Origin of the sequence: Streptosporangium sp. NPDC006930, from assembly GCF_040635605.1 — a bacterium.
In the GTDB taxonomy this organism is placed as follows: domain Bacteria; phylum Actinomycetota; class Actinomycetes; order Streptosporangiales; family Streptosporangiaceae; genus Streptosporangium.
Genome location: NZ_JBEYID010000004.1, coordinates 454,300 through 475,171, shown reverse-complemented (window position 1 = coordinate 475,171; position 20,872 = coordinate 454,300). Strand labels below are relative to the sequence as shown.

General features: G+C 71.7%; 14 protein-coding genes and 1 tRNA gene. 4 read left to right on the top strand and 11 right to left on the bottom strand.

Annotation, left to right across the window (positions count from 1 at the left end):
- The first annotated feature begins 423 nt into the window (after window positions 1-423).
- Entirely contained in the window at window positions 424-3,726 is a 3,303-nt protein-coding gene (locus tag ABZ664_RS10705; protein ID WP_362506243.1) for a glycoside hydrolase N-terminal domain-containing protein, read from the top strand.
- A gap of 107 nt (window positions 3,727-3,833) precedes the next feature.
- Here ABZ664_RS10705 and ABZ664_RS10700 read toward each other — a convergent pair.
- Window positions 3,834-3,929 (bottom strand) — tRNA-Sec (locus tag ABZ664_RS10700).
- 96 nt (window positions 3,930-4,025) lie between these two features.
- Between ABZ664_RS10700 and selD the strand changes: the two genes are divergently transcribed.
- Window positions 4,026-5,072, top strand: coding sequence for a selenide, water dikinase SelD (gene selD, locus ABZ664_RS10695; RefSeq protein ID WP_362506240.1), 1,047 nt, complete (start codon window positions 4,026-4,028; stop codon window positions 5,070-5,072).
- 22 nt (window positions 5,073-5,094) lie between these two features.
- Here selD and ABZ664_RS10690 read toward each other — a convergent pair whose 3' ends face one another.
- The 9 genes from ABZ664_RS10690 to ABZ664_RS10650 all read right to left on the bottom strand — a co-directional run bounded on the left by ABZ664_RS10690 (window position 5,095) and on the right by ABZ664_RS10650 (window position 15,682).
- A complete protein-coding gene (locus tag ABZ664_RS10690; protein WP_362506237.1) occupies window positions 5,095-5,730 on the bottom strand; it encodes a maleylpyruvate isomerase family mycothiol-dependent enzyme in 636 nt (211 codons plus the stop codon).
- A gap of 148 nt (window positions 5,731-5,878) precedes the next feature.
- Complete coding sequence (locus ABZ664_RS10685) at window positions 5,879-7,123, bottom strand: RNA polymerase sigma factor (RefSeq protein WP_362506234.1); 1,245 nt, start codon at window positions 7,121-7,123, stop codon at window positions 5,879-5,881.
- Window positions 7,124-7,134: 11 nt separating this feature from the next.
- Window positions 7,135-7,449 carry a YciI family protein gene (locus ABZ664_RS10680; protein WP_362506343.1) on the bottom strand — a complete coding sequence of 105 codons (315 nt, stop codon included), beginning with the start codon at window positions 7,447-7,449 and terminating at the stop codon, window positions 7,135-7,137.
- Window positions 7,450-7,538: 89 nt separating this feature from the next.
- On the bottom strand, window positions 7,539-8,612 hold the full coding sequence (nrfD, locus tag ABZ664_RS10675; RefSeq protein ID WP_362506231.1) for an NrfD/PsrC family molybdoenzyme membrane anchor subunit: 1,074 nt from the start codon (window positions 8,610-8,612) through the stop codon (window positions 7,539-7,541).
- Complete coding sequence (locus ABZ664_RS10670; protein ID WP_362506228.1) at window positions 8,609-9,388, bottom strand: 4Fe-4S dicluster domain-containing protein; 780 nt, start codon at window positions 9,386-9,388, stop codon at window positions 8,609-8,611. Before ABZ664_RS10670 ends, nrfD begins: the two co-directional genes overlap by 4 nt.
- Window positions 9,381-12,572, bottom strand: a complete 3,192-nt coding sequence (gene fdh, locus ABZ664_RS10665) for a formate dehydrogenase (protein ID WP_362506225.1) — start codon at window positions 12,570-12,572, stop codon at window positions 9,381-9,383. The genes ABZ664_RS10670 and fdh overlap by 8 nt, the downstream gene beginning before the upstream one ends.
- A gap of 33 nt (window positions 12,573-12,605) precedes the next feature.
- Window positions 12,606-13,106 (bottom strand): flavin reductase family protein, encoded by a 501-nt coding sequence (locus ABZ664_RS10660; RefSeq protein ID WP_362506222.1) that lies wholly within the window; start codon window positions 13,104-13,106, stop codon window positions 12,606-12,608.
- A gap of 9 nt (window positions 13,107-13,115) precedes the next feature.
- Entirely contained in the window at window positions 13,116-14,339 is a 1,224-nt protein-coding gene (locus ABZ664_RS10655) for a styrene monooxygenase/indole monooxygenase family protein (protein WP_362506219.1), read from the bottom strand.
- A 353-nt stretch (window positions 14,340-14,692) separates the two neighbouring features.
- Window positions 14,693-15,682, bottom strand: coding sequence for an AraC family transcriptional regulator (locus ABZ664_RS10650; RefSeq protein ID WP_362506216.1), 990 nt, complete (start codon window positions 15,680-15,682; stop codon window positions 14,693-14,695).
- A gap of 346 nt (window positions 15,683-16,028) precedes the next feature.
- On the opposite strand from ABZ664_RS10650, the gene ABZ664_RS10645 reads away from it, so the two are divergent.
- Complete coding sequence (locus ABZ664_RS10645) at window positions 16,029-16,958, top strand: dienelactone hydrolase family protein (RefSeq protein ID WP_362506213.1); 930 nt, start codon at window positions 16,029-16,031, stop codon at window positions 16,956-16,958.
- 207 nt (window positions 16,959-17,165) lie between these two features.
- On the opposite strand, the gene ABZ664_RS10640 is transcribed toward ABZ664_RS10645, so the two are convergent.
- Window positions 17,166-19,310 (bottom strand): glycogen debranching N-terminal domain-containing protein, encoded by a 2,145-nt coding sequence (locus ABZ664_RS10640; RefSeq protein ID WP_362506210.1) that lies wholly within the window; start codon window positions 19,308-19,310, stop codon window positions 17,166-17,168.
- Window positions 19,311-19,486: 176 nt separating this feature from the next.
- Here ABZ664_RS10640 and ABZ664_RS10635 point away from each other — a divergent pair, with 176 nt between their 5' ends.
- On the top strand, window positions 19,487-20,743 hold the full coding sequence (locus ABZ664_RS10635) for a LacI family DNA-binding transcriptional regulator (protein ID WP_362506207.1): 1,257 nt from the start codon (window positions 19,487-19,489) through the stop codon (window positions 20,741-20,743).
- The last annotated feature ends 129 nt before the right edge of the window (window positions 20,744-20,872 follow it).

The following is a 20,872-nucleotide window of genomic DNA, read 5'->3' as shown; positions in this document are numbered from 1 at the left end:
GCCAGGCCGAGGACCTGGGCCTTTGAAGCCCGGCCTCCCATTCCTTCCGCCGGGCGTTCCGGCGAGCGCGTCTCCTCTGGGCGTCGTCGGTCAGGACTTCCCGTCTCTGGTCTCGATGGTGTGAAGCGCCTCACGTGGCCAAATGTTGCGCCAGCGGTCTCCGCACACCCTCGGCCTTCATTCTGAAACCTTGATAGGTCGGATGTCTAGGGGCGACGAACGACGCATGAGCGGATTTTCGTTGGCTTTTGTTACGGCTATTGACGCGATACATCAAATCTTTTAACTTGACCGAAACCCCCCAGTCCCAAACCCCGCCACCTGCCGATTCGACCGGACTCCCGAGTTGACCTGTTGTCGAGTTCGTCGTCGCATGCGCGATTTCGGCTGCCGGCGAGGCTGCACCACGCTTGGAGAAGCACCATGCCAGACCTGTCCCGCAGGCAGTTGATGTCGATCAGCGCAGCCGGAGCCGGAGCTCTGCTGCTCCCCATGCAATGGACGGCGGTGGCCCGAGCCGCTTCGGTGGCGCCTCCGGAAGTACTCGCCGCCAACGACCTGGCCCTCTGGTACGACCGGTCCGCCGGCACCGACTGGCTGCGCGCGCTGCCCATCGGCAACGGACGCCTCGGCGCCATGGTCTTCGGCAACGTCGACCAGGAGCGGCTGCAGCTCAACGAGGACACCGTGTGGGCCGGCGGCCCGTACGACCAGAGCAACCCGAGGGGCGCCGCGGCGCTGGCGGAGATCCGGCAGCTGGTCTTCGAGGACCAGTGGATTCAGGCCCAGAACCTCATCGACCAGGCAATGCTCGGGAACCCCGTGGGCCAGCTGGCCTACCAGCCCGTCGGCAACCTCAGGCTGAGCTTCCCCGGCGGCACCGGCTCGACGGAGTACAACCGCCAGCTGGACCTCACCACCGCCACCACATCCACCACGTACCTCAAGAACGGGGTGCGCTTCCGGCGCGAGGTGTTCGCGAGCGCCCCGGACCAGGTCATCGCGATCCGCCTGACCGCCGACCAGCCCGGCTCGATCACGTTCTCCGCGACCTTCGACAGCCCTCAGCAGAACACGCGCTCCAGCCCGGACGGCGCGACGGTCGCGCTCGACGGCCGGTCCGGCAATCACCGGGGCATCACCGGCTCGGTCCGGTTCCAGGCACTGGCCCGGGCCTTCGCCGAAGGCGGCACCGTCTCCAGCTCCGGCGGCACACTTCAGGTTTCCGCCGCCGACAGCGTGACGGTGCTGGTCTCCATGGGCTCAAGCTACGTGAACTACCAGGACGTGAGCGGCGACTACCAGGGCATCACGCTCGGGCACCTCAACGCCGCCCAGGACAAGACCTTCGCCGAGTTGCGCAGCCGGCACGTCGCCGACTACCAGAAGCTGTTCGGGCGTACGAATCTCGAACTCCCGCGCACCTCGGCGGCCGACCAGCCGACCGACGTCCGGATCGCGCAGCACAACGCCGTCGACGACCCGCAGTTCTCCGCGCTGCTGTTCCAATTCGGCCGGTACCTACTGATCTCCTCTTCGCGTCCCGGCACGCAACCGGCCAACCTCCAAGGCATCTGGAACGAATCGATGTCCCCGTCGTGGGACTCGAAGTACACCATCAACGCCAACCTGCCGATGAACTACTGGCCCGCCGACACGACGAACCTGTCGGAGTGCTACCAGCCGGTGTTCAGCATGATCAACGACCTCACGGTGACCGGCGCCCGCACGGCGCAGGCGCAGTACGGCGCCGGCGGCTGGGTCACCCACCACAACACCGACGGCTGGCGGGCCACCTCGGTCGTGGACGGCGCGTTCTGGGGCATGTGGCAGACCGGCGGAGCATGGCTGGCCACCATGATCTGGGACCACTACCTGTTCACCGGTGACGTCGAGTTCCTGCGGAAGAACTACCCGGCCATGAAGGGCGCCGCCCAGTTCTTCCTTGAGACCCTGGTGGAGGAACCGAGGCTCGGATATCTGGTCACGAACCCCTCCAACTCCCCCGAACTGGCCCACCACGCGAACGCCAGCGTCGCCGCCGGCCCCACCATGGACAACCAGATCCTGCGCGACCTCTTCCACGGGTGCGCCGAGGCGAGCCAAGTCCTCAGTGTGGACGCGAGTTTCCGCGCGCAGGTCCTGGCCGCCGCGGACCGGCTGCCGCCGATGAAGGTCGGTTCGCGCGGCAACATCATGGAATGGCTGTACGACTGGGTGGAGACCGAGCGGAGCCACCGGCACGTCTCCCACCTGTACGGCCTGCACCCCAGCAACCAGATCACCAAGCGCGGCACCCCGGAACTGTTCGAGGCCGCCCGGCGGACGCTGGAGTTGCGCGGCGACGACGGAACGGGCTGGTCACTGGCCTGGAAGATCAACTACTGGGCGCGGATGGAGGAGGGCAAGCGCGCGCACGACCTCGTCCGCTTCCTCGTGACGCCGGCCAGGCTCGCCCCCAACATGTTCGACCTGCACCCGCCCTTCCAGATCGACGGCAACTTCGGCGCCACCTCCGGTATCGCCGAGATGCTGCTGCAGAGCCATGCCGGTGAACTGCACCTGCTGCCCGCGCTGCCGGAGGCGTGGCCGACCGGGCGGATCGAAGGCCTGCGAGGGCGCGGAGGTTACACCGTCGGCGCGACGTGGAGCGATTCCCAGGCCGACGAATTCCTGATCACGCCCGATCGCGACGGCACGATCAAGGTACGCGGCCAGATGTTCGCCGGACGCTACCGGGTGCTCGACGCCACCCGCGGCGGCACCGCTCGCACCAAGCAGACCGAAGAGCCCGACCTGCTCAAAATCACCGGACAGGCCGGTCACACCTACCGCGCGTACGCCTTGCAGAAGGTCAAGCTCGACGCGCCCGCCGAGGTCGCGCTGGGACAGGAGGCGACGTTCACCTTCACACTCCGGGCGATCGACATGCCGATCGCGCCTAGAACGAGCGTGTCCCTCGAAGTTCCGGACGGGTGGACCGTCACTCCGGCGCAGGTCGTGTTGAAGCCCTTGCCGCCTGACTCCGAGGCCACCGCCGAGTTCAAGGTCACCCCCGCCGCGACCGGCTCGGCGACCACCGTGGTCCTGACCGGCAAGGCGACCGGCCGTGACTGGACCGCCTCCGCCAAGACCTCGGTCCGGGTGTGGGACGGCAGGGAGACGCCGCTGGAGCAGAACTTCACCAACATCGCCGTGACCGACAACGGCAACACCGCCGTCGGCAACTTCGACGGCAACGGCGGCAGCATCTCCGCCCAGGCGCTGGCCCAGGTCGGCGTCACCCCCGGCAGCACGGTCAACAAGGGCGGGATCGACTTCAGGTGGCCGGACGTCCCGGTGGGCACCGCCGACAACGCCATCGCCTCCGGCCAGTCCATCAAGCTGAGCGGCTCGGGCGCGAAACTCGGCTTCCTGCTGACCGGAACGTACGGCGCGGTGTCCGGGCCGGCCACCATCGTCTACAAGGACGGCACGAGGCAGACCTTCACCCTCAGCTCCCCCGACTGGTACGGCGCCCCCAGGCCGGAAGGCGACGCCGCCATCGTGGCCCCCTACCAGAACCGGCCGGGAAACCAGCAGTTCAACACCGCCGCGACCATCTACTACGTCGGCGTGGCGCTGCAGGACAAGGAGGTCTCCCGCCTCGACCTGCCGAACATCAGCGCGAGAGCGCAGTCGGGCGTCGCGACCATGCACATCTTCGCCATCGCGATAGGCGGATAGCACCCCCGGATAACCGCCGAGCCTGACCGAAGGGCCGCGGCGTGGCCACACCCGGCCATCCCGCGGCCCTTCCTGACATGCCGGAAACGTCAGGCCCGCACGCTGAATGGCGGAGGCGGACGGGAATCGAACCCGCCAGGCCGAGGACCTCGGCCTCAACGATTTTGAAGACCGCGGGGGCCACCAGGCGCCCATACACCTCCGGGGGAGAACATACCCGCGAGCGGGTATGTGTACCGGGGCGGCGTGCCGGACGGTGGTGTGCCGATCTACCAGCCGATCTAGCAGGGGGACGCGGCATGGCGGAGAGCACTGTGGAGCGGGGCGCCTCTCCTCCCGGGCGGGACTCGGTGCGGCTCACCCGGTACGCGCACGGGGGTGGCTGCGCCTGCAAGATCCCGCCCGGTGAGCTGGAGGCCGTCGTCGCGGGACTGCTGCGGGAGGCGGACGGACCGCGCCAGGATCTCAACGGTGAGCTGATCATCGGGTTGGACGACGGCGACGACGCCGCCGTGGTCCGCGTCGAGGGCGGCCGGGCGATCGTGGCCACCGCGGACTTCTTCACCCCCGTGGTGGACGACCCCTACGACTGGGGGCGGATCGCGGCCGCCAACGCCCTGTCGGACGTGTACGCGGTGGGCGGGGAGCCGCTGGTGGCGGTGAACCTGCTCGGCTGGCCCCGGGACACGCTGCCGATGGAACTCGCCGGGGAGGTGCTGCGCGGCGGCCTGGAGGTGGCGCGGGCGGCAGGCTGCCATGTGGCGGGCGGCCACAGTGTCGACGATCCCGAGCCGAAGTACGGGATGGCCGTCACCGGGCTCGCCGATCCTGAGCGGCTGCTGCGCATCGACGGCGGCCGGGCGGGCCTGCCGATCTCCCTGACCAAGCCGCTCGGCGTCGGCGTGCTCAACACCCGGCACAAGGCGACCGGCGAGGTCTTCCCGCAGGCGGTGGCCGCGATGACCACCCTGAACAGGGACGCCTCCCGGGCGGCGCTGACCGCGGGCGCCGGGTGCGCCACGGACGTGACCGGGTTCGGCCTGCTCGGCCACCTCTACAAGCTGGCCAGGGCGAGCGGCGTCACGGCGGTGGTCGACGTGGCGGCCGTGCCGTACCTGAGCGGGGCCCGCGAAGCCGTACGGGACGGCTACGTCAGCGGCGGCACCCGGCGCAACCTGGCGTGGGTGGCGCCGCACCTGGATCCTGGCCGCTTCGACGAGGAGGAGTTGCTGCTGCTCGCCGACGCCCAGACCTCAGGCGGCCTGCTCGTGGCGGGGGAGATCCCCGGTGCACCGGTCGTCGGTGAGCTCGTCCCCCGGGAGGGGCCGACCGTGAGACTGCGCTGACCTGCCCCGACCCGGATGACCTCTATGCGACGAACCGGTGGCTCGGCTCGCCGCGCAGCCGCCCCTCCGGCAGCTTCCGGCCGCACAACACCAGGATGAGATCCTGCGCGGCCCCGTACATCGGCGTGCCGTCCCCGATGGACCAGTCGAGGTCGTCGGCGCGTAGTTCGATTCCCCGGATGTCGACACCGAAGAACCTGAGGCTCTTCGACGCCTCGAAGCCCTGCAGGACGATGCGCAGTCGATCCTCGGGGACGAGCCGGTCAAGCCCCAGGGGAACGGTGAAGTCCAGGCCGTGGATCACCTCGTGGGTCAGCGCGCCCTCGAATCCACCGCCCGGCGGCTTCCACGCGTAGTCCGCGTTCTCCCTGAGCAGCGTGGCCAGCTCGCCGGACGACAGGGAGGCCGCCTCACGCCGGGCGCTCCGGTCGGCCATCCTGTTGAAGTTTCCCCGTGCCCTGAGCATCCCGATCATGAAGCGTGCGGTCGAGTAGTAAAACGGCATCGTCATGTGGGCCACGACCTCCCGTACCCGCCAACCGGCGCACAGGGTCGGCTCGTCCCACCTTCGCTCCGGCAGGCCGGTGAGCACGTCGGCCAGGTCGCGGCGTTCGGCGGCGATCGCCTTCCTGACCTCGCTTTCGGTGGCCTTCCTCATCGCCGCTCCCCCGATCGCGTGCCCCAGGTGTCGTCACGCGACATCGCCACGCCTAGTGATATATCCATCGGTGTCCTCTTTTCCAGGTTCCCGGAAAGGTGTTCGCGCTACCGACGAACGAGCCCGGCTCCGACGGACACTCCCAACGCTACGAACCGGCCACCTCGGCGAGTCGGCGGCCGAGGTAGCGACGTTCGGCATCGGTCACCGCCAGCTCAAGCGCCTCGCGGTAGGCGGTCTCGGCCTCGGCGGCGCGCCCCAGGCGGCGGAGCAGGTCGGCCCGGGTCGCGGGCAGCAGGTGATATCCGGCCAGCGCCCCCGACTCCCTCAACGCCTCCACCAACTCCAGTCCCGCGGCCGGTCCCGCGGCCATCCCCACCGCCACCGCCCGGTTCAGCTCCACCACCGCGGACGGCGTGAACCGCGCGAGCTGCCCGTACAGCGCGGCGATCTGGGCCCAGTCGGTGCCGGCCGCGTCGGTCGCGGTGGCATGGCAGGCGGCGATGGCGGCCTGCACCTGGTACGGGCCCGGTCTGCCGCGCCGCAGGGCGCGGTCGAGCAGCGCCTCGCCCTCGGCGATCGCGGCGGTGTCCCACAGGCCGCGGTCCTGCTCCTCCAGGGTCACCAGGTCACCGGCCGCGTCGAGCCGGGTGGCGCCGCGGGCGTCGTGCAGCAGCATCAGCGCCAGCAGCCCCGCCGCCTCGGGTTCGTCGGGCATCAACCGCGTCAGGACGCGGGCGAGCCGGATCGCCTCGGCGCTGAGGTCGGGCCGCAGCAGGTCGGCACCCGCCGTGGCCGAGTATCCCTCGCCGAACAGCAGGTACAGCACACCCAGCACGGCGGGCACGCGCTCCGGCAGCAGGTGCGCGGGCGGCACCCGGTACGGGATACCGGCGTTCCGGATCTTCAGCTTGGCCCGGAGCAGACGCTTGGACATCGTCTGCTCGCCGACCAGGAACGCCCTCGCGATCTCCGCGGTGGTCAGCCCCGCCAGGGTACGCAGGGTGAGCGCGACCCTGGCCTCCATGGCCAGCGCCGGGTGGCAGCAGGTGAAGATCAGCCGTAGCCGGTCGTCCGGCACGCCGTCGTCCTCCCACGCGGGTTCCGGCTCGGGTTCGTACGACATGACGGCCACCTCTCGCAGTTTGGCGGCGCCGACCGCCTCGCGGCGCAGCCGGTCGACGGCACGGTTGCGCGCGACCGTGGTGAGCCAGGCGCCCGGCCTGCGCGGGACCCCGTCCCCGGCCCAGCGCCGCAGGGCGAGCGCGAAGGCGTCCTGGGCGCACTCCTCCGCGAGGTCCCAGTCGCCGGTGATCCGGATCAGGGTCGCCAGGACCTGCCCCCACTCGTCGCGGAACGCCTGGGCGACCGCGGCCTCGACCTCCGTCGTCACGCCGGCCCCGGTCACGACGGCAGGAGCGGCCGGATCTCGATCGAGCCGTAGCCGGAGGCCGGGTGCTTCGAGGCGATCTCGATGGCCTCGTCGAGATCGGCGCACTCGATCAGGCAGAATCCGCCCATCTGCTCCCTGGTCTCGGCGAACGGGCCGTCGGAGAGCAGGACCGCGTCGTCGCGCACCCGGACGGTCGTGGCGTCGGCCGGTGGCCGCAGCCCCGCGCCGCCCCGCAGCACCCCGCGGCGTTCCATCTCCTCCGACCATCCGCCGCAGCCGTCCTGGGCGTGGGCCTCCGCGGACTCGTCGCCGCAGATCAACAGCATGTACTTCACATCTCCTCCTTCTCATGACCTCTCATGGTGCCGCTCCCCCGATAACGACGAACGGGAAGACCGGTAAAAGACGCCATCGGTCAGGAGTTCTCGTCCGCCCGTCTCCTCAGGCGCTCCCGCTGGGGCACCACCGTGTACTTCGGGTCGGCGGCCGAGGCCTTGCCCACGGCCAGGACGCCGAAGCGGGTGCAGAGGGCGCCCGCGGTGAGGGCGAGGCCGGACAGCGCGCCGAGGGCACGGCCGCGCCCGGCGACCGTGGCGAGCAGGGCGCCGCCCACCGTGAGGGCTCGGGCCGTCCGCATCAGGCGGCCCGGCCTGCCCAGCCGGTAGGGCTCGCCGACCAGGCCGAGCCGGTGCTCCATCACCGCGCCCGCGACCGTCTCGACGGCGGCCCCCAGCATCGCGGTGACGCGGGCCGGGCCCGCCTCGCGGCGCGAGGTGGCCAGCATGCCCACGGCGCCCGCACCGGCCAGCGCGCTCCCCGCGAACAGGAACGGCAGCTCGCGGTGGGCCTCGTGCCAGGCTGGCACGGCGGTGTCGGCGACGAGCACGGCGGTGTACGTCGACATCAGCGGCCCGGTCACCACGGCCGCCCAGGCGGCCGCGTCACCGACCGCGGGCAGGGCACGGGTGATCTTCACCGGGAGCGCCGGGATCCGCAGGACGAACCTGAGGGGAACCCGCCCCGGGACAGGTCTCGCAGGAACCCGCAGGGCCGGCCAGGCGGGAAACCACGGGATGGACCGCGCGGGGATCTCCCTGACGGAGCGGGCGGTGACGAGCGCGGAGGCGGCCGAGACGGCCGTCAGGGCGCTGTGCGCGGCCAGGAGCCAGGAGCCGACGCTCATCGGCGAGGTGGGCTTGAACACGCGCAGCATGTTGAGGAACCGTTCCGGCCTGCCGAGCTCGGCGACGAGGAAACCGGCACCGGCCACGGCACCGGCGGCCGCGGTGACCCTGGCGGTGAGCGCGAGCCGGTCACGCCCGGTGAGCGTCGCCACGGCGGAGATCACCGACGCGGCACCGGAGGTCCCGCCCAGATAGAGGTAGAGCGGCATGTGGGGCTCGTGCCAGATCGGGGCCTTGATGATCGGCTGCCCGTAGTAGGAGCGGAACTCCGCCCCCGGCACCATCGTCTCCTCGCCGCGCCTCACCGCGACCACCTCCGCCCGGAAAAGGACACCGCCACCACTGCGACCATGGAGAGCGCCGCCCCGGCCGCCCAGCGCCACATGGCGGGCAGGTCCCTGGTCGTGACCACCGGGTCGGGTGGCAGGCCGTACACCTCGGGCTCGTCGAGCAGCAGGAAGAAGGCCCCGTCCCCGCCCACGCCGTCGTCGGGATCAGCCCCGTACAGGCGGGCCCGCGACCTGCCCTCGCCGTGCAGCGACTCCACCCGCTCCTCGGCGCGGGCCCGCAGCTCCTCCAGCGGCCCGAACTGGATGGAGTCGGTGGGACAGGCCTTGGCGCAGGCCGGTTCCAGCCCGCCGAGCTGGCGGTCGTGGCACATGGTGCACTTGAACGCCCGGCCGTCGCGCTCCCTGCGGTCGATCACTCCGTACGGGCAGGCCGGCACGCAGTAGCCGCAGCCGTTGCAGACGTCGGCCTGCACCACCACCGTGCCGAACTCGGTGCGGAACAGCGCCCCTGTCGGGCAGACGTCCAGGCAGGCGGCGCGCGTGCAGTGCTTGCACACGTCCGACGACATCAGCCATCCCTCGATGCCCTCCCTGCCGTTCCCGCCCGGCTGCTCGATGAAGGCCACGTGGCGCCAGGTGTCGGCACCGAGGCCGCCCGTGTTGTCGTACGAGGTGGCACGGAAGACGAACCCGTCGTCGGGCACGTCGTTCCACTCCTTGCAGGCGACCTCGCACGCCTTGCACCCGATGCAGATGCTCGTGTCGGTGAAGAACCCCATCCGCTCAGCCATCGCGGTACTCCTCGATCAGGTCGAGCAGTGCCCTGCCCGTGGGGCGCCTGCCCGGCCGCAGGTCGCAGGTCATGGCCTTGCCCTCCTGGATGTAGACGTTCGGGTCGAGCACGAGCGGCATCAGGTCGTTCACCACGTCGCCGGTGACCAGGCCGCCGCCGCCCCAGCCCCAGTGGTAGGGCAGGCCGATCTGGTGGATCGTCGCGTCCCGCAGGCGCAGCGGGCGCACGCGCGAGGTCACCAGGACACGGGCCTCGATCGCGGTGCGGGACGTCACGATCGTCGCCCAGCCCCCGTTGACGAGCCCGAGTTCCGCGGCGAGCTCCGTCGACACCTCGCAGAACAGTTCCGGCTGCAGTTCGGCGAGGTAGGCCAGCGGCCTGCTCATCCCTCCGGCGGTGTGGTGCTCGGTGAGCCGGTAGGTCGTGAGCACGTACGGGAAGCGCGGCGACCCCGGCGGGTTGTAGGGGCTCTCCGGGCGCGGATAGGTCCGGCGCGCCGGGTTCGCCCGCTGCCCGTACAGCGTGTTGCGCACCGGCGACTCGTGCGGCTCGTAGTGGGCCGGCAGCGGCCCGTCCGCCAGTCCCGCCGGGGCGAACAGCCAGCCCTTGCCGTCGGGCTGCATGATGAACGGGTCGGTCCCGGCCAGCGCGTCCTCGGCCAGAGCCCCCTCGGGCGGCACGTACCCGGGCGGCTTGTGCCTCTCGAAGTCCGGCACGTCGAGCCCGGTCCACTCCCCCTTCTCCTCGTCCCACCACACGTACGCCTTGCGCTCGCTCCACGGGCGGCCCTCGGGGTCGGCGGAGGCCCGGTTGTAGAGGATGCGCCGGTTGGCGGGCCAGGCCCAGCCCCATTCCGGCGCGACCCTGTTCTGCTCGCCGGCCGGCCTGCGACGGGCCGCCTGGTTCACCTCGTCGGCGTGCACCCCGCAGTAGATCCAGCACCCGCACCGGGTGGAACCGTCGGACTTGAGCTCGGTGTAGGCCGACAGTGCCCGCCCGTCGGGGCCGGTGCCGTTGATCTCACGCAGCACCGCCCGCGCCGACGGTTCCGCGTGCTCACCCTCCTCCGGGTAGTCCCAGGTCAGCTCGCGTACCGGCCGGTCGATCTCGTCGTCGGTCATCCGCTGTCTGATCCGCTTGCCGAGGTGGTAGTAGAACGACAGGTCGCTGCGGCAGTCGCCCCGCGGTTCGACCGCCTTCTCCCGCCACTGCAGCAGCCGCTGGGTGTTGGTGAAGGTGCCGTCCTTCTCCACGTGGCTCGCGGCGGGCAGGAAGAACACCTCGGTGGCGATGTCCTCGGTGCGCGTCTCCCCGGTCTCCAGCTCGGGGCCGTCCTTCCAGAAGGTGGCCGTCTCCACCAGCGTCAGGTCGCGCACCACCAGCCAGTCGAGGTTGGCCAGGCCCAGGCGCTGTGCCCGGCCGCCCGAGGAGCCGACCGCCGGGTTCTCCCCCACCACGAAGTAGCCCTTGACGGTGCCGTCGATCTGTCCCATCACGGTGGTGAAATGGTCGTGGTCGCCGGTGACGCGGGGCAGGTTGTCGAAGCGGAAGTCGTTCTCCTCGGTGGCGGCGTCGCCCCACCACGCCTTGAGCAGGCTCACCATGTAACAGCGTTTCCTGCCCCAGAAGCCGGTCTCGGCCCCGGCCTTGGCGAGGTAGTCGTCGAGCCCCTCGTGCCGGTGGGCGTGGGGCATCGGCAGGTAGCCCGGCAACAGGTTGAACAGGGTGGGGATGTCGGTGGAGCCCTGGATGCCCGCGTGGCCGCGCAGCGCCAGGATGCCGCCGCCGGGGCGGCCGATGTTGCCCAGCAGCAGTTGCAGGATCGAGGCCGTGCGGATGTACTGCGCGCCCACGGTGTGCTGGGTCCAACCGACCGCGTACGCCCAGGCGGTGGTGCGTTCCCTGCCGGAGTTCGCGGTGATCGCCTCGGCCAGTTCGGCGAAGTCCTCCGGGGAGATGCCGCACAGTTGCGACACCGCCTCCGGGGTGTAGCGGGCGAAGTGCCGCCGCAGGATCTGGTAGACGCAGCGGGGGTGGCGCAGCGTCGGATCCGTGAGCGGCCTCGACGGCGCGGCGGCGCCACCGGAGCCGTACTGCTCGGGACCCGCCGCCTCGGCGTGCCGGGGGCCGCCCTCCATCCGCTCACCGTCGACGTCGGACGTCTCCTCCTCCTCGCCGCGCTCGTAGGCCCAGCTCGACGGGTCGTACGCGTGTCTTTCCCGGTCGAATCCGGAGAACAGCCCGTCCAGGTCCTCGGTGTCCTCGAAGTCCTCGGAGATGATCGCCGAGGCGTTGGTGTAGGCCACCACGTACTCGCGGAAGTCCAGCTCGTTGGAGAGCACATGGTTGATCAGCGCGCCGAGCAGCACGATGTCGCTGCCCGCGCGGATCGGCAGGTGGCGGTCGGCGATCGCGCTGGTGCGGGTGAAGCGCGGGTCGATGTGGAACACCTTCGCCCCGCGCGCCTTCGCCTCCACCACCCACTGGAATCCCACCGGATGGCATTCGGCCATGTTGGAGCCCTGGATGACGATGCAGTCGGACTCGGCCAGATCCTGCTGGAAGTCCGTGGCACCGCCACGCCCGAAGCTGGCCCCCAGACCGGGGACGGTGGAGGAGTGTCAAATACGGGCCTGGTTCTCCACCTGTATCGCGCCGAGGGCGGTGTAGAGCTTCTTCATCAGGTAGTTCTCTTCGTTGTCCAGCGTCGCCCCGCCCAGGCTCGCGATGCCCATGGTGCGCCGGACCGTCTTGCCCTCGTACTCCTGCTGCCAGGTCTGGCGGCGGGTCCGCACCACCCGGTCGGCGATCATGTCCATCGCCGTCTCCAGGTCGAGTGGCTCCCAGTCCGTGCCGTGCGGCCGCCGGTAGAGGACGCGCGTCTGCCGGCCGGGGTGGGTGACGAGCTGCTTGCTCGCCGCCCCCTTGGGGCAGAGGCGCCCGCGTGAGATGGGCGAGTCGGGGTCGCCCTCGATCTGGGTGACCCGGCCGTCCTTGACGTAGACCAGCTGGCCGCAGCCGACCGCGCAGAACGGGCAGACCGAGCGCGCGACGCCGTCGGCCTCCTCGGTGCGGGGCCGCAGGGCGTCGGTGCGCGCGGAACGCGCGGCGTCGCCCCTGCCGTCCTCTCCCATGAGCTGCCGGATCACCGGCCAGCGGGAGATCCACCTCCCCCATGTCATCTTCGGGGCTTACCCCGGCTGACCTGCCCTGAATCACCGTCCGGATTCGCAGAGCGCCATCTCGCGGTCCGGCGCGGAGAGCGCCCGGTAGCTCCCCGAGTGGAAGACCAGCGGGTCGCCCTCCCCTCTCCGGAAGTGCTCGACCTCCCCGACGAAGATCAAATGGTCGCCCCCGTCGTACGTGGTCACCGCGCGACAGGCGAAGTGGGCGACGGTCCCGGCGAGGACCGGCACCCCGCCCGGCGCGAGGTGGGTCTCCACCCCGGCGAACTTGTCGGGCAGCGGCGTGGCGAACCGCCGTGACAGGTGCTCCTGGCCGACGGCCAGGACGTTGACCGCGAACCGCTCCGCCTCGGCGAAGGACGGCGCGCTGGGGGCCCGCCGGGACAGGCACCACAGGACGAGCGGCGGGTCGAGCGAGACCGAGGTGAAGGAGTTGACGGTCACGCCCAGCCGGTCACCCCGTGGGGTGGCGGCGGTGACCACCGCCACCCCGGTGGCGAACTGCCCGAGGGCGTCGCGCAGGGATCTCATGACGCCGCCTCACTCCCCGGCCCGCGCCAGGTACTCGGCCGCGCCGGCCGGGTCCAGGAACCAGTCCGCGTAGTCGGACGGGTCGTCGAAGCCGTTGACGAAACGGGAGGCCACCTCGGGCAGCCCGCCGGCGGCTCCCAGGATCTCCAGTACGTGCGGCGGCGGGGGCGCGAGCAGCGCGTTCGTCCAGGTGGTGGCGTGCCGGGCGTCTTGCCAGTAGCGCTCGAAGACCCGCTCCATCCAGGCCGTGTCGTACGGCCGCTCGCCGCGCTCCAGGATGTCGGACAGGTAGGAGGCCGCGCACTTGGCGGCGTTGTTGGACCCCTGCCCGGTGATCGGGTCGTTGAGCACGACCACGTCCGCCACGCCCAGGACCGGGGCGCCCGACGGGAGCGTCGCCACCGGCCTGCGCACGACCGGCGTGAAACGGCCGGACAGGACACCGCCGGTGTCGGTGAGTTCGACGTCCGCGGCGCGCTCGGCCTCCCACGGCAGGAAGGTCTCCAGGATCCGCCTGCTCATGGCCAGGTGCTCGGCCGGGGTGGCGACCTCCGCCCAGCGGTCCATCGGCCCGCCGGGAACGCCCTCGAACACCATGATCTCGCAGGGGCCGGTGACGGTGAGGGCGGGGAACACGAAGTACTCGCCGACCCCGGGGATCATGTTGAAGCACACCGCGGAGTGGTCGGGCCGCGGCGTGAGGCCGTTGACGTAGGTGAGGGCGAGGGCCCGCTGCGGGGCGTGGTACGGCGAGCGCGACGCGTCCCGCTCGAAGAGCGAGGCGATCGCCCCCTTGCCCGCGGCGACCATGACCAGGTCGTACTGGGCGGCGTAGCCCTCCAGGTCCTCCACGGTGGCGTCATGGATGACGATCTTCCCGCCGAGCCGCTCCACCTCGGCCATCCAGGCGGGCATCTTCAGCCGCTGGTCGACCGAGCGGGCGGGGGCGTCGAGCCGGGCGGCCCAGCGGATCGCCGGGTCCCCGTCGGGGCCGGCCACCGCGAACTGGATCCCGTCGATCGGCGGGCAGCCGTCCGCCCACAGGTCCAGGCCGAGGTCACGCTCGTGGCCGAGGGCGGTGCCGAACATGGCCTGGCTGGACATCACCCGGCCGTCGCGGATGTCCTCAGGGGTCCGGTTGGAGACGACGGTGACGTCGTAGCCGTTCCGCAGCAGGCCGAGGGCGAGGTGGAGGCCCGCCTGACCGGCGCCGACGATGAGGATTCTGCGCATGGCGACGTGTCCTTTCGAGGAGGTTTCGAGAGCTTCGGGGAAACATTGAGTGGGCCTCCCCGAAGCGGGGAACGATCGAGCGGCGCCTGGTGAAAAGGTACGACGGCCGCCACCGCCCGTGCCATCCGCTCAGCGCGGGTTCCATCCATCTGGCGCGGGATCCTCCCCGGGCCCCCTTCCCGGAGTCGTCACGGAAGTCGCAAGCCTCACCGACGAAGTCATCACGGGGCGCCGCGAGGTCACCCCGGGAATCGGCGCGAGGCCGCCGAGTCTCACGAGACGCGTGACGGGATCGCCACGGAGCCGACGACGGATGCCCGGCGGCGGGAGGCGCGCGGTCGGGCCGAGTGCCGTCAGTCGCCGCGCAGCGTCTGTGACGGTGTCCGGCCGTAGCGCGCGCGGTAGAGGGCGGCGAAGCGCCCCTGGTGCGGGAAGCCCCAGTGGGCCGCCACCTTCGTCACGGTGCACCTGGCAGGATCGCCGGCCGCCAGTTCGTCGTGCACCCTGCCCAGGCGCACATCCCTGAGGTAGGTCATCGGGGTCAGGCCGAGATGACGGCGAAAGCCCTCCTGAAGCGAGCGGCCGCTGACCGCCACGGCGCTCGCGACCTCGTCTGTCGTGAGCGGCAGGTGGGCGTGGTCGTCGATGTACCGCATCGCCCGGCGCACCACCTTGGGCAGTGCGGGGGGCCGGGGGGCGTTCAGCCGCTCCAGGTAGTTGGACGGCTGCCCGGTGAGCAGGGAGGAGAGCATGGCGTTCTCCAGGTGGGCGATCGCGAGCGGCTGCGCGGCGAGCCCGTCGCCGTACTCGGCCTCCCTGACGATCAGGTCGGCCATCGCCTTCCAGGCCCTCGCCCAGCCGGCGGTCATGTCCACGCCCAGGTCGAAGACGATCGGTCGGTCGAGCCGCTCCCCGAGCATCCGCTCCATGGCGTCCTCGACGACCGGCCGGTCGAATTTGACGATCAGCTGGGGGCAGCCGGCCGCCCAGCGCATGTCGAGGTGTTCCGACGGCGACGGCAGGGAGGCCAGACCCGGCGTCGACACGATCTCCTGGCCGCCGCACCGGATCAGGCTGCGCCCGGCCAGCGGGATCTGCACCAGGAAGAAGGATTCGAGCTCCCCGGGCTCGATGCGGACGTCCGCCCCATAGTCCAGGTAGTTCACCCGCACGGTGCCCAGCTGGACCGAGTTGAGCCGCGCGGCCAGCCGGGAGGTGCCACCGGTGAGCTCCAGCCGGTGGGGGCAGAACACTCCGGCCACCAGCTCGCGGGCCTCGTCGAGGTCCGCGGTGTCGAAGACCGGCCGGTTACCGAGCGGGACCGGCCCTCCAACCTCGCCCATCGACACCTCAACCCTCTGCGATCGCCTGTAACCCTCTGTGCTCGTACATCCCCGCACGTGCCGTCGCGTGCGTACGGCGACGCGAGGTCGCGCACGGCCGACCCTCACATGATCTACGGGCCGGAACCGGCCGACCATGGAGAAATACGCAAAAGATCGAGGGAGCGTGTCCAATAGTGGACAGGTCTCGCGGGCGAGGCCGACGGCGTCCTCACGGGCACGTGGAATCCGCGTGAGTCACCACGGAGGGGACCTTCGCCGGAGGTCGCGCGCTACCCGGTTTTCGGGTGGCGGCACGTGGTCCGGCTTTGCCGTGGCTTTCATCCGCCGGTCCTACCGTGTGCTGGTGACGTCTTTTCACCGGTACCTCGCGGAGGAGGTCGCGGTCGACCACGCGGCGGGGCTTGTCCCCCGGCACGAGGCGCTGCACCGCCTCACCCTCCTCGGGCTGGAGGCACCCGCCGCCGTCGCCCTGCTCGCGACCTGGGAAAGCGGCGGAGGGAACGCGGCCGCGCCGGCCGCCACGGAATCCGGTACGGCGACGGCGTCCACCGGGCCACCGAGCGGCGAACCGCCCCCGGGGTCCTCGCCTCTGCCGACCGAGGAGATCATCTTTCCCGGCACCGAGAGCGGCGTCACCCTCCGGGGCACCTGGGCGGCGCCCGCGGACCCGCGAGGCGCGGTACTGGTCGTCCACGAGAACCGCGGGCTCACCGACCACATCCGGTCGGTCGCCGGGCGCCTGGCAGCCGACGGCTACTGCGCGCTCGCCATCGACCTGCTCTCCCGCGAGGGCGGGACCGCCTCCTTCGAGGACCCGGCTCAGGCCACCGCGGCGCTGGGCGCCCTCTCCCCCGAGCGCCTCACCTCGGACATGAAGGCCGCCCTGGGCGAGCTGGAGCGCGGCGCCCCCGGTAAGAGGCTCGGCGTCATCGGTTTCTGCTTCGGCGGCGCCATGACCTGGCTGCTGCTCGCCTCGGACGAGCCGCGCCTTTCGGCGGCCGTCCCGTTCTACGGCCCGCTTCCCGACGACGCCGACCTCTCAGGGGCGAGGGCCGCCGTCCTCGCGATCTACGCCGAGCTGGACGACCGGGTCAACGCCACCCGCGAGGAGGCCAGAACCGCCCTGGAGAGGGCGTGCCTGGAACACGAGATCATGACGTTTCCCGGCGTCGGCCACGCCTTCTTCAACGACACCGGCCCGCGCTACGACGCCGGTGCCGCCGCCGAGGCGTATCGGCGCGTCCTGGACTGGTTCGGCCGCCACCTGGGCTGAGCTTCCCGTCCGGCGGCCGAAGGGCCCGCGCCGCGGCGGTCGGCGGACGCCCTCTCCCGGAGGCCTCCCGCCGCCCGGCCCGCACGTCCCGCCCATCCACGCGTCCCCGCCCGCCCGCCCGCCCGGTACGGTGACGCGCCGGGCTCAGGTCGAGGCCCACCCGGCTCAGGTCGGGGCCCGCCCGGCTCAGGTCGGGGCGCGCTCGGCTCAGGTCGGGGCGCGCTCGGTGAGGATCCCCTCGGGCAGGCCCGTCACGACGACCTCGCCCTCCCGGTCGACGGCCGCGCTCACCTCCGCTCCGGCGACCCGCAGGCCTCCGGCGAAGACCACGCCCAGGGGGGCACCGGCGAGCGGGCGCAACAGCATCCGGCCCTCGGGCACGTCGGGGTAGAGGCCGAGTGCCGAGTGCACGACGGTCACCGCGGCGGCGGCGGACCACGCCTGCGGGCGGCAGGCCGCGGGGTAGGGAACCGGACGCCCCAATGCCGACCGGTCGTCGCCGCCGAACAGCTCGGGCAACCGGTAGCCGAACGTCTCGCCCGCGGTGAGCAGCCCTTCGGCGAGGGTCGCCGCGTGCGTGGCGAACCCGGCGCGGGCCAGTCCGGCGACCACGATCGCCGTGTCGTGCGCCCAGATCGACCCGCAGTGGTAGGACAGCGGGCTGAAGCCGCCCGCGTCCGCCGACATCGTCCTCAGGCCGAAGCCGCCGGCCATCTCCGGGGAGACGAGGAGGTCGGCGATCTCCGCCTCCTCCGCCCCGGTGAGCAGGCCGGTGCCGAGCAGGTGCCCGATGTTGCTGGTGAGCGCGTCGACGGGGCGCTTGTCCCGGTCCAGGGCGAGGGCGGGGAACCTGCCCTGCGGTCCCTCCACCCAGAACCTGGCCCGAAAGCGCTCGGCCAGCGCCGCGGCGTGCTCGCGCCAGCGGGCCGCGCCGGGGCGGCCGAACGCCTCCAGCAGGTCGGCTCCCTGCCTGGCCGCCTGGTGGGCGTAGCCCTGCACCTCGACCAGAGCGATCGGCGGCTGCGCCTGGCGGCCGTCGTGGAAGCGCAGCGCGTCGCCGGAGTCCTTCCAGCCCTGGTTCGCCAGGCCCCGGCCGCTGGTGTCGACGTACTCGATGAAACCGTCCCCGTCGGGGTCGGCGTGGTGGCCGAGCCAGCCGAGGGCGGCCTCCAGGTGGGGCAGCAGCGCGGCGATCTCCGTGGCGGGAGCGCCCCAGCGCCAGGCGTCGTGCAGCAGGGCGATCCACAGCGGGGTGGCGTCGATCGTGCCGTAGTAGGCGGCGGGCAGGTGCAGGTCGTTGCCCTCGACCGTGAAGTCGTGCCGGCGCAGCTCGTGCATGATCTTCCCGGGGGCCTCGCCGGATCCCGGGTCCACCCTGGTTCCCTGCCTGCGGGCCAGCACCCGCAGGGTGCCCATCGCCAGTTCCGTGCCGAGCGGCAGCAGCATGCGGGCGGCCCAGATGCTGTCGCGGCCGAAGAGGGTGAGGAACCAGGGCACCCCGGCGCCGAGGAAGACATCGCCGGGGGCCGCGGTCTCGGCCAGTCGCAGCGAGCGCAGGTCGTCCATGGACCGCTCGAAGAGCCTGCTCAGCCGGTGGTCGGCGGCGACGACCCGGGGAGCTCCCTCGCCCGCCCACTCGGCGGGGCGATCGGGCGCGGTCACCACGGCCTGGGGGTCGCGCACCTCGACCCTCCACGACAGGGTGACCCTGGCGCGGGGCGCCAACTCGACCGGCCAGCGCAGGAAAGCCGTGCACGCGGACCCGGCGGACCCGGCGGACTCGGCCCGCGCGCCGGTACCGGTCGCCACGACGCGGACGCCGCCGGAGTTCCAGGAGATCTCATCGGGCGCGGTGCGCTCGGCCGCGGCCTCCGCGGTGTCGCCGCCGGACTTGACCACCTCGATGGGGGCGAAGTCGCAGCCCAGCTCCAGGCTCACGACGGCGGTGACGGGAACGGTCGCGCTGGAGACGATCTCGACGCGTTCTGCCATGCCGCCCGGTGTGACCTGCCGGAACCGCTCGATCCGGACAGTGGGATCGGGGACGGGGTCGCCCAGCCATCGGGCCAGCGTGACGAACCCGGTGGCGCCGGGCCCTCTCGGGGCGTGGCCCACGGCCTCGGGCTCCCGGCCGTCGATCGTCAGGACGGCCCGCGACAGGGCGCGGGAGTCCGCGTGGAACACGCCCTGGACACCGGCCGGGCGGATCTGCCCGTCGCCGCCGCTCAGCGCGACGGTCGGCGCCAGCACGGTGCTGACGAGATCGTGCAGCAGGGGCTGGAGGCGGTAGACGTCGGCGGAGCCGCCCACCGCGACCGCCTGTGGGGTGGGGGACGAGGCGTCGTCGAGCACGACTGACTCCCTGAGATCGTGTCGAGCCGGTGACGTCTTGACAGAAGACGGCCGGGGGGTGCACATTGCGAAACACTCTCTTTATTTGAACGATCCAACCATTACGCTCCGTTTGCTTGAACGATCCAATCATGCCTCATACCCCTTTGAACGTTCAAATCTCCAGAAGGGTGCAAATGGTCACAAAGGTGACGATCACCGACGTCGCGCGCCGTGCGGGGGTGTCGCGTCAGACGGTGTCGAACGTGCTCAACAGCCCCGAACTCGTCCGCGAGGAGACCCGCGACCGGGTGCGCGAGGCGATCGAGGCGCTCGGCTACCGGGCCAGCCAGGCCGCCCGGCAGATGCGAACCGGTCGATCACGGCTGATCGCGACACGTATCGAGCCCGATCGGGACGGGATCAACGGCTCGGTCCTGGACCGCTTCCTGCACGGGCTGACCGCCTCGGCGGCCCGTGCCGGATACCGGATCCTGCTGTACGCGGCGGGCGACGAGCGTGCGGAGATCGACACCTTCGACGAGCTGGTCGGAAGCCACGAGCCGGACGCCTTCGTCCTCACCAGCACCTACCACGGCGACGGCCGCCCCGCGTGGCTGCGCGAGCGGCGGCTGCCGTTCGTCACGTTCGGACGGCCCTGGGGAAACGCGGGAAACGCGGGAAACGCGGGAAACGCGGGAAACGCGGGAAACGCGGGAAACGCGGGAAACGCGGGAAACGCGGGAAACGCGGGAAACGGCGACGCCGCTTCCCGGGGGACGACGACCGCGGATCCAGGCCACCCCTGGGTCGACGTGGACGGCGCGGCCGGCACCGCGGCGGCCACCCGCCACCTGCTCGACGCCGGTCACCGGCGGATCGGGTTCCTTGGCTGGCCGCGAGGCTCCGGCGTGGGCGACGACCGCAGGTCCGGCTGGGCGAGGACCCTCGCCGCCGCCGGGATCGACCCGGACGGCCTGGACCAGGCCACGGACGACGGGGTGTCCGACGGCGAGAAGGCGGCCCGCGAACTGCTGCGCGCCGAGCGGCCGATCACCGCGCTGGTCTGCGCCAGCGACTCGCTCGCCCTGGGCGCGCTGCACGCCGTCCGCTCCCTGACCGCCTCGGGACAGCTCACCGCCTCGGGACGCCTGACGGCAGAGGGGCGTCTCACGGTCGCGGGGCGGGCCGGCGACGAGGAGGGCCTCCCGGTCAGCGTGATCGGTTTCGACGACACGCCGGTGGCGAAGGCGGTGGGGCTGAGCAGCGTGGGCCAGCCGCTCGCCGAGGCCGCGGCCGGCTGCGTGGGTCTGCTCACCCGGCTGTTCGACCCGCCCTCCCCCGGTGATCCCGGTACCTCCGCGACCTCCGTGATCTCCCCGGCCTCCCACGCCCCCGAGGCCGGCACGCACCTCCTGCTCCAGCCGTCCCTCGTTCTGCGGCAGTCGTCGTAACCGCATGGCCACCCGGTCAGATGAACACCTGACTCCTTTTTGAATCACCCCCAGACCGCCGGATGTCGAGGGGAAAGACCTTTTTCCGTACCGCCTTCTTCCGAGGCATAGCACGCTCGTACCGGGTAT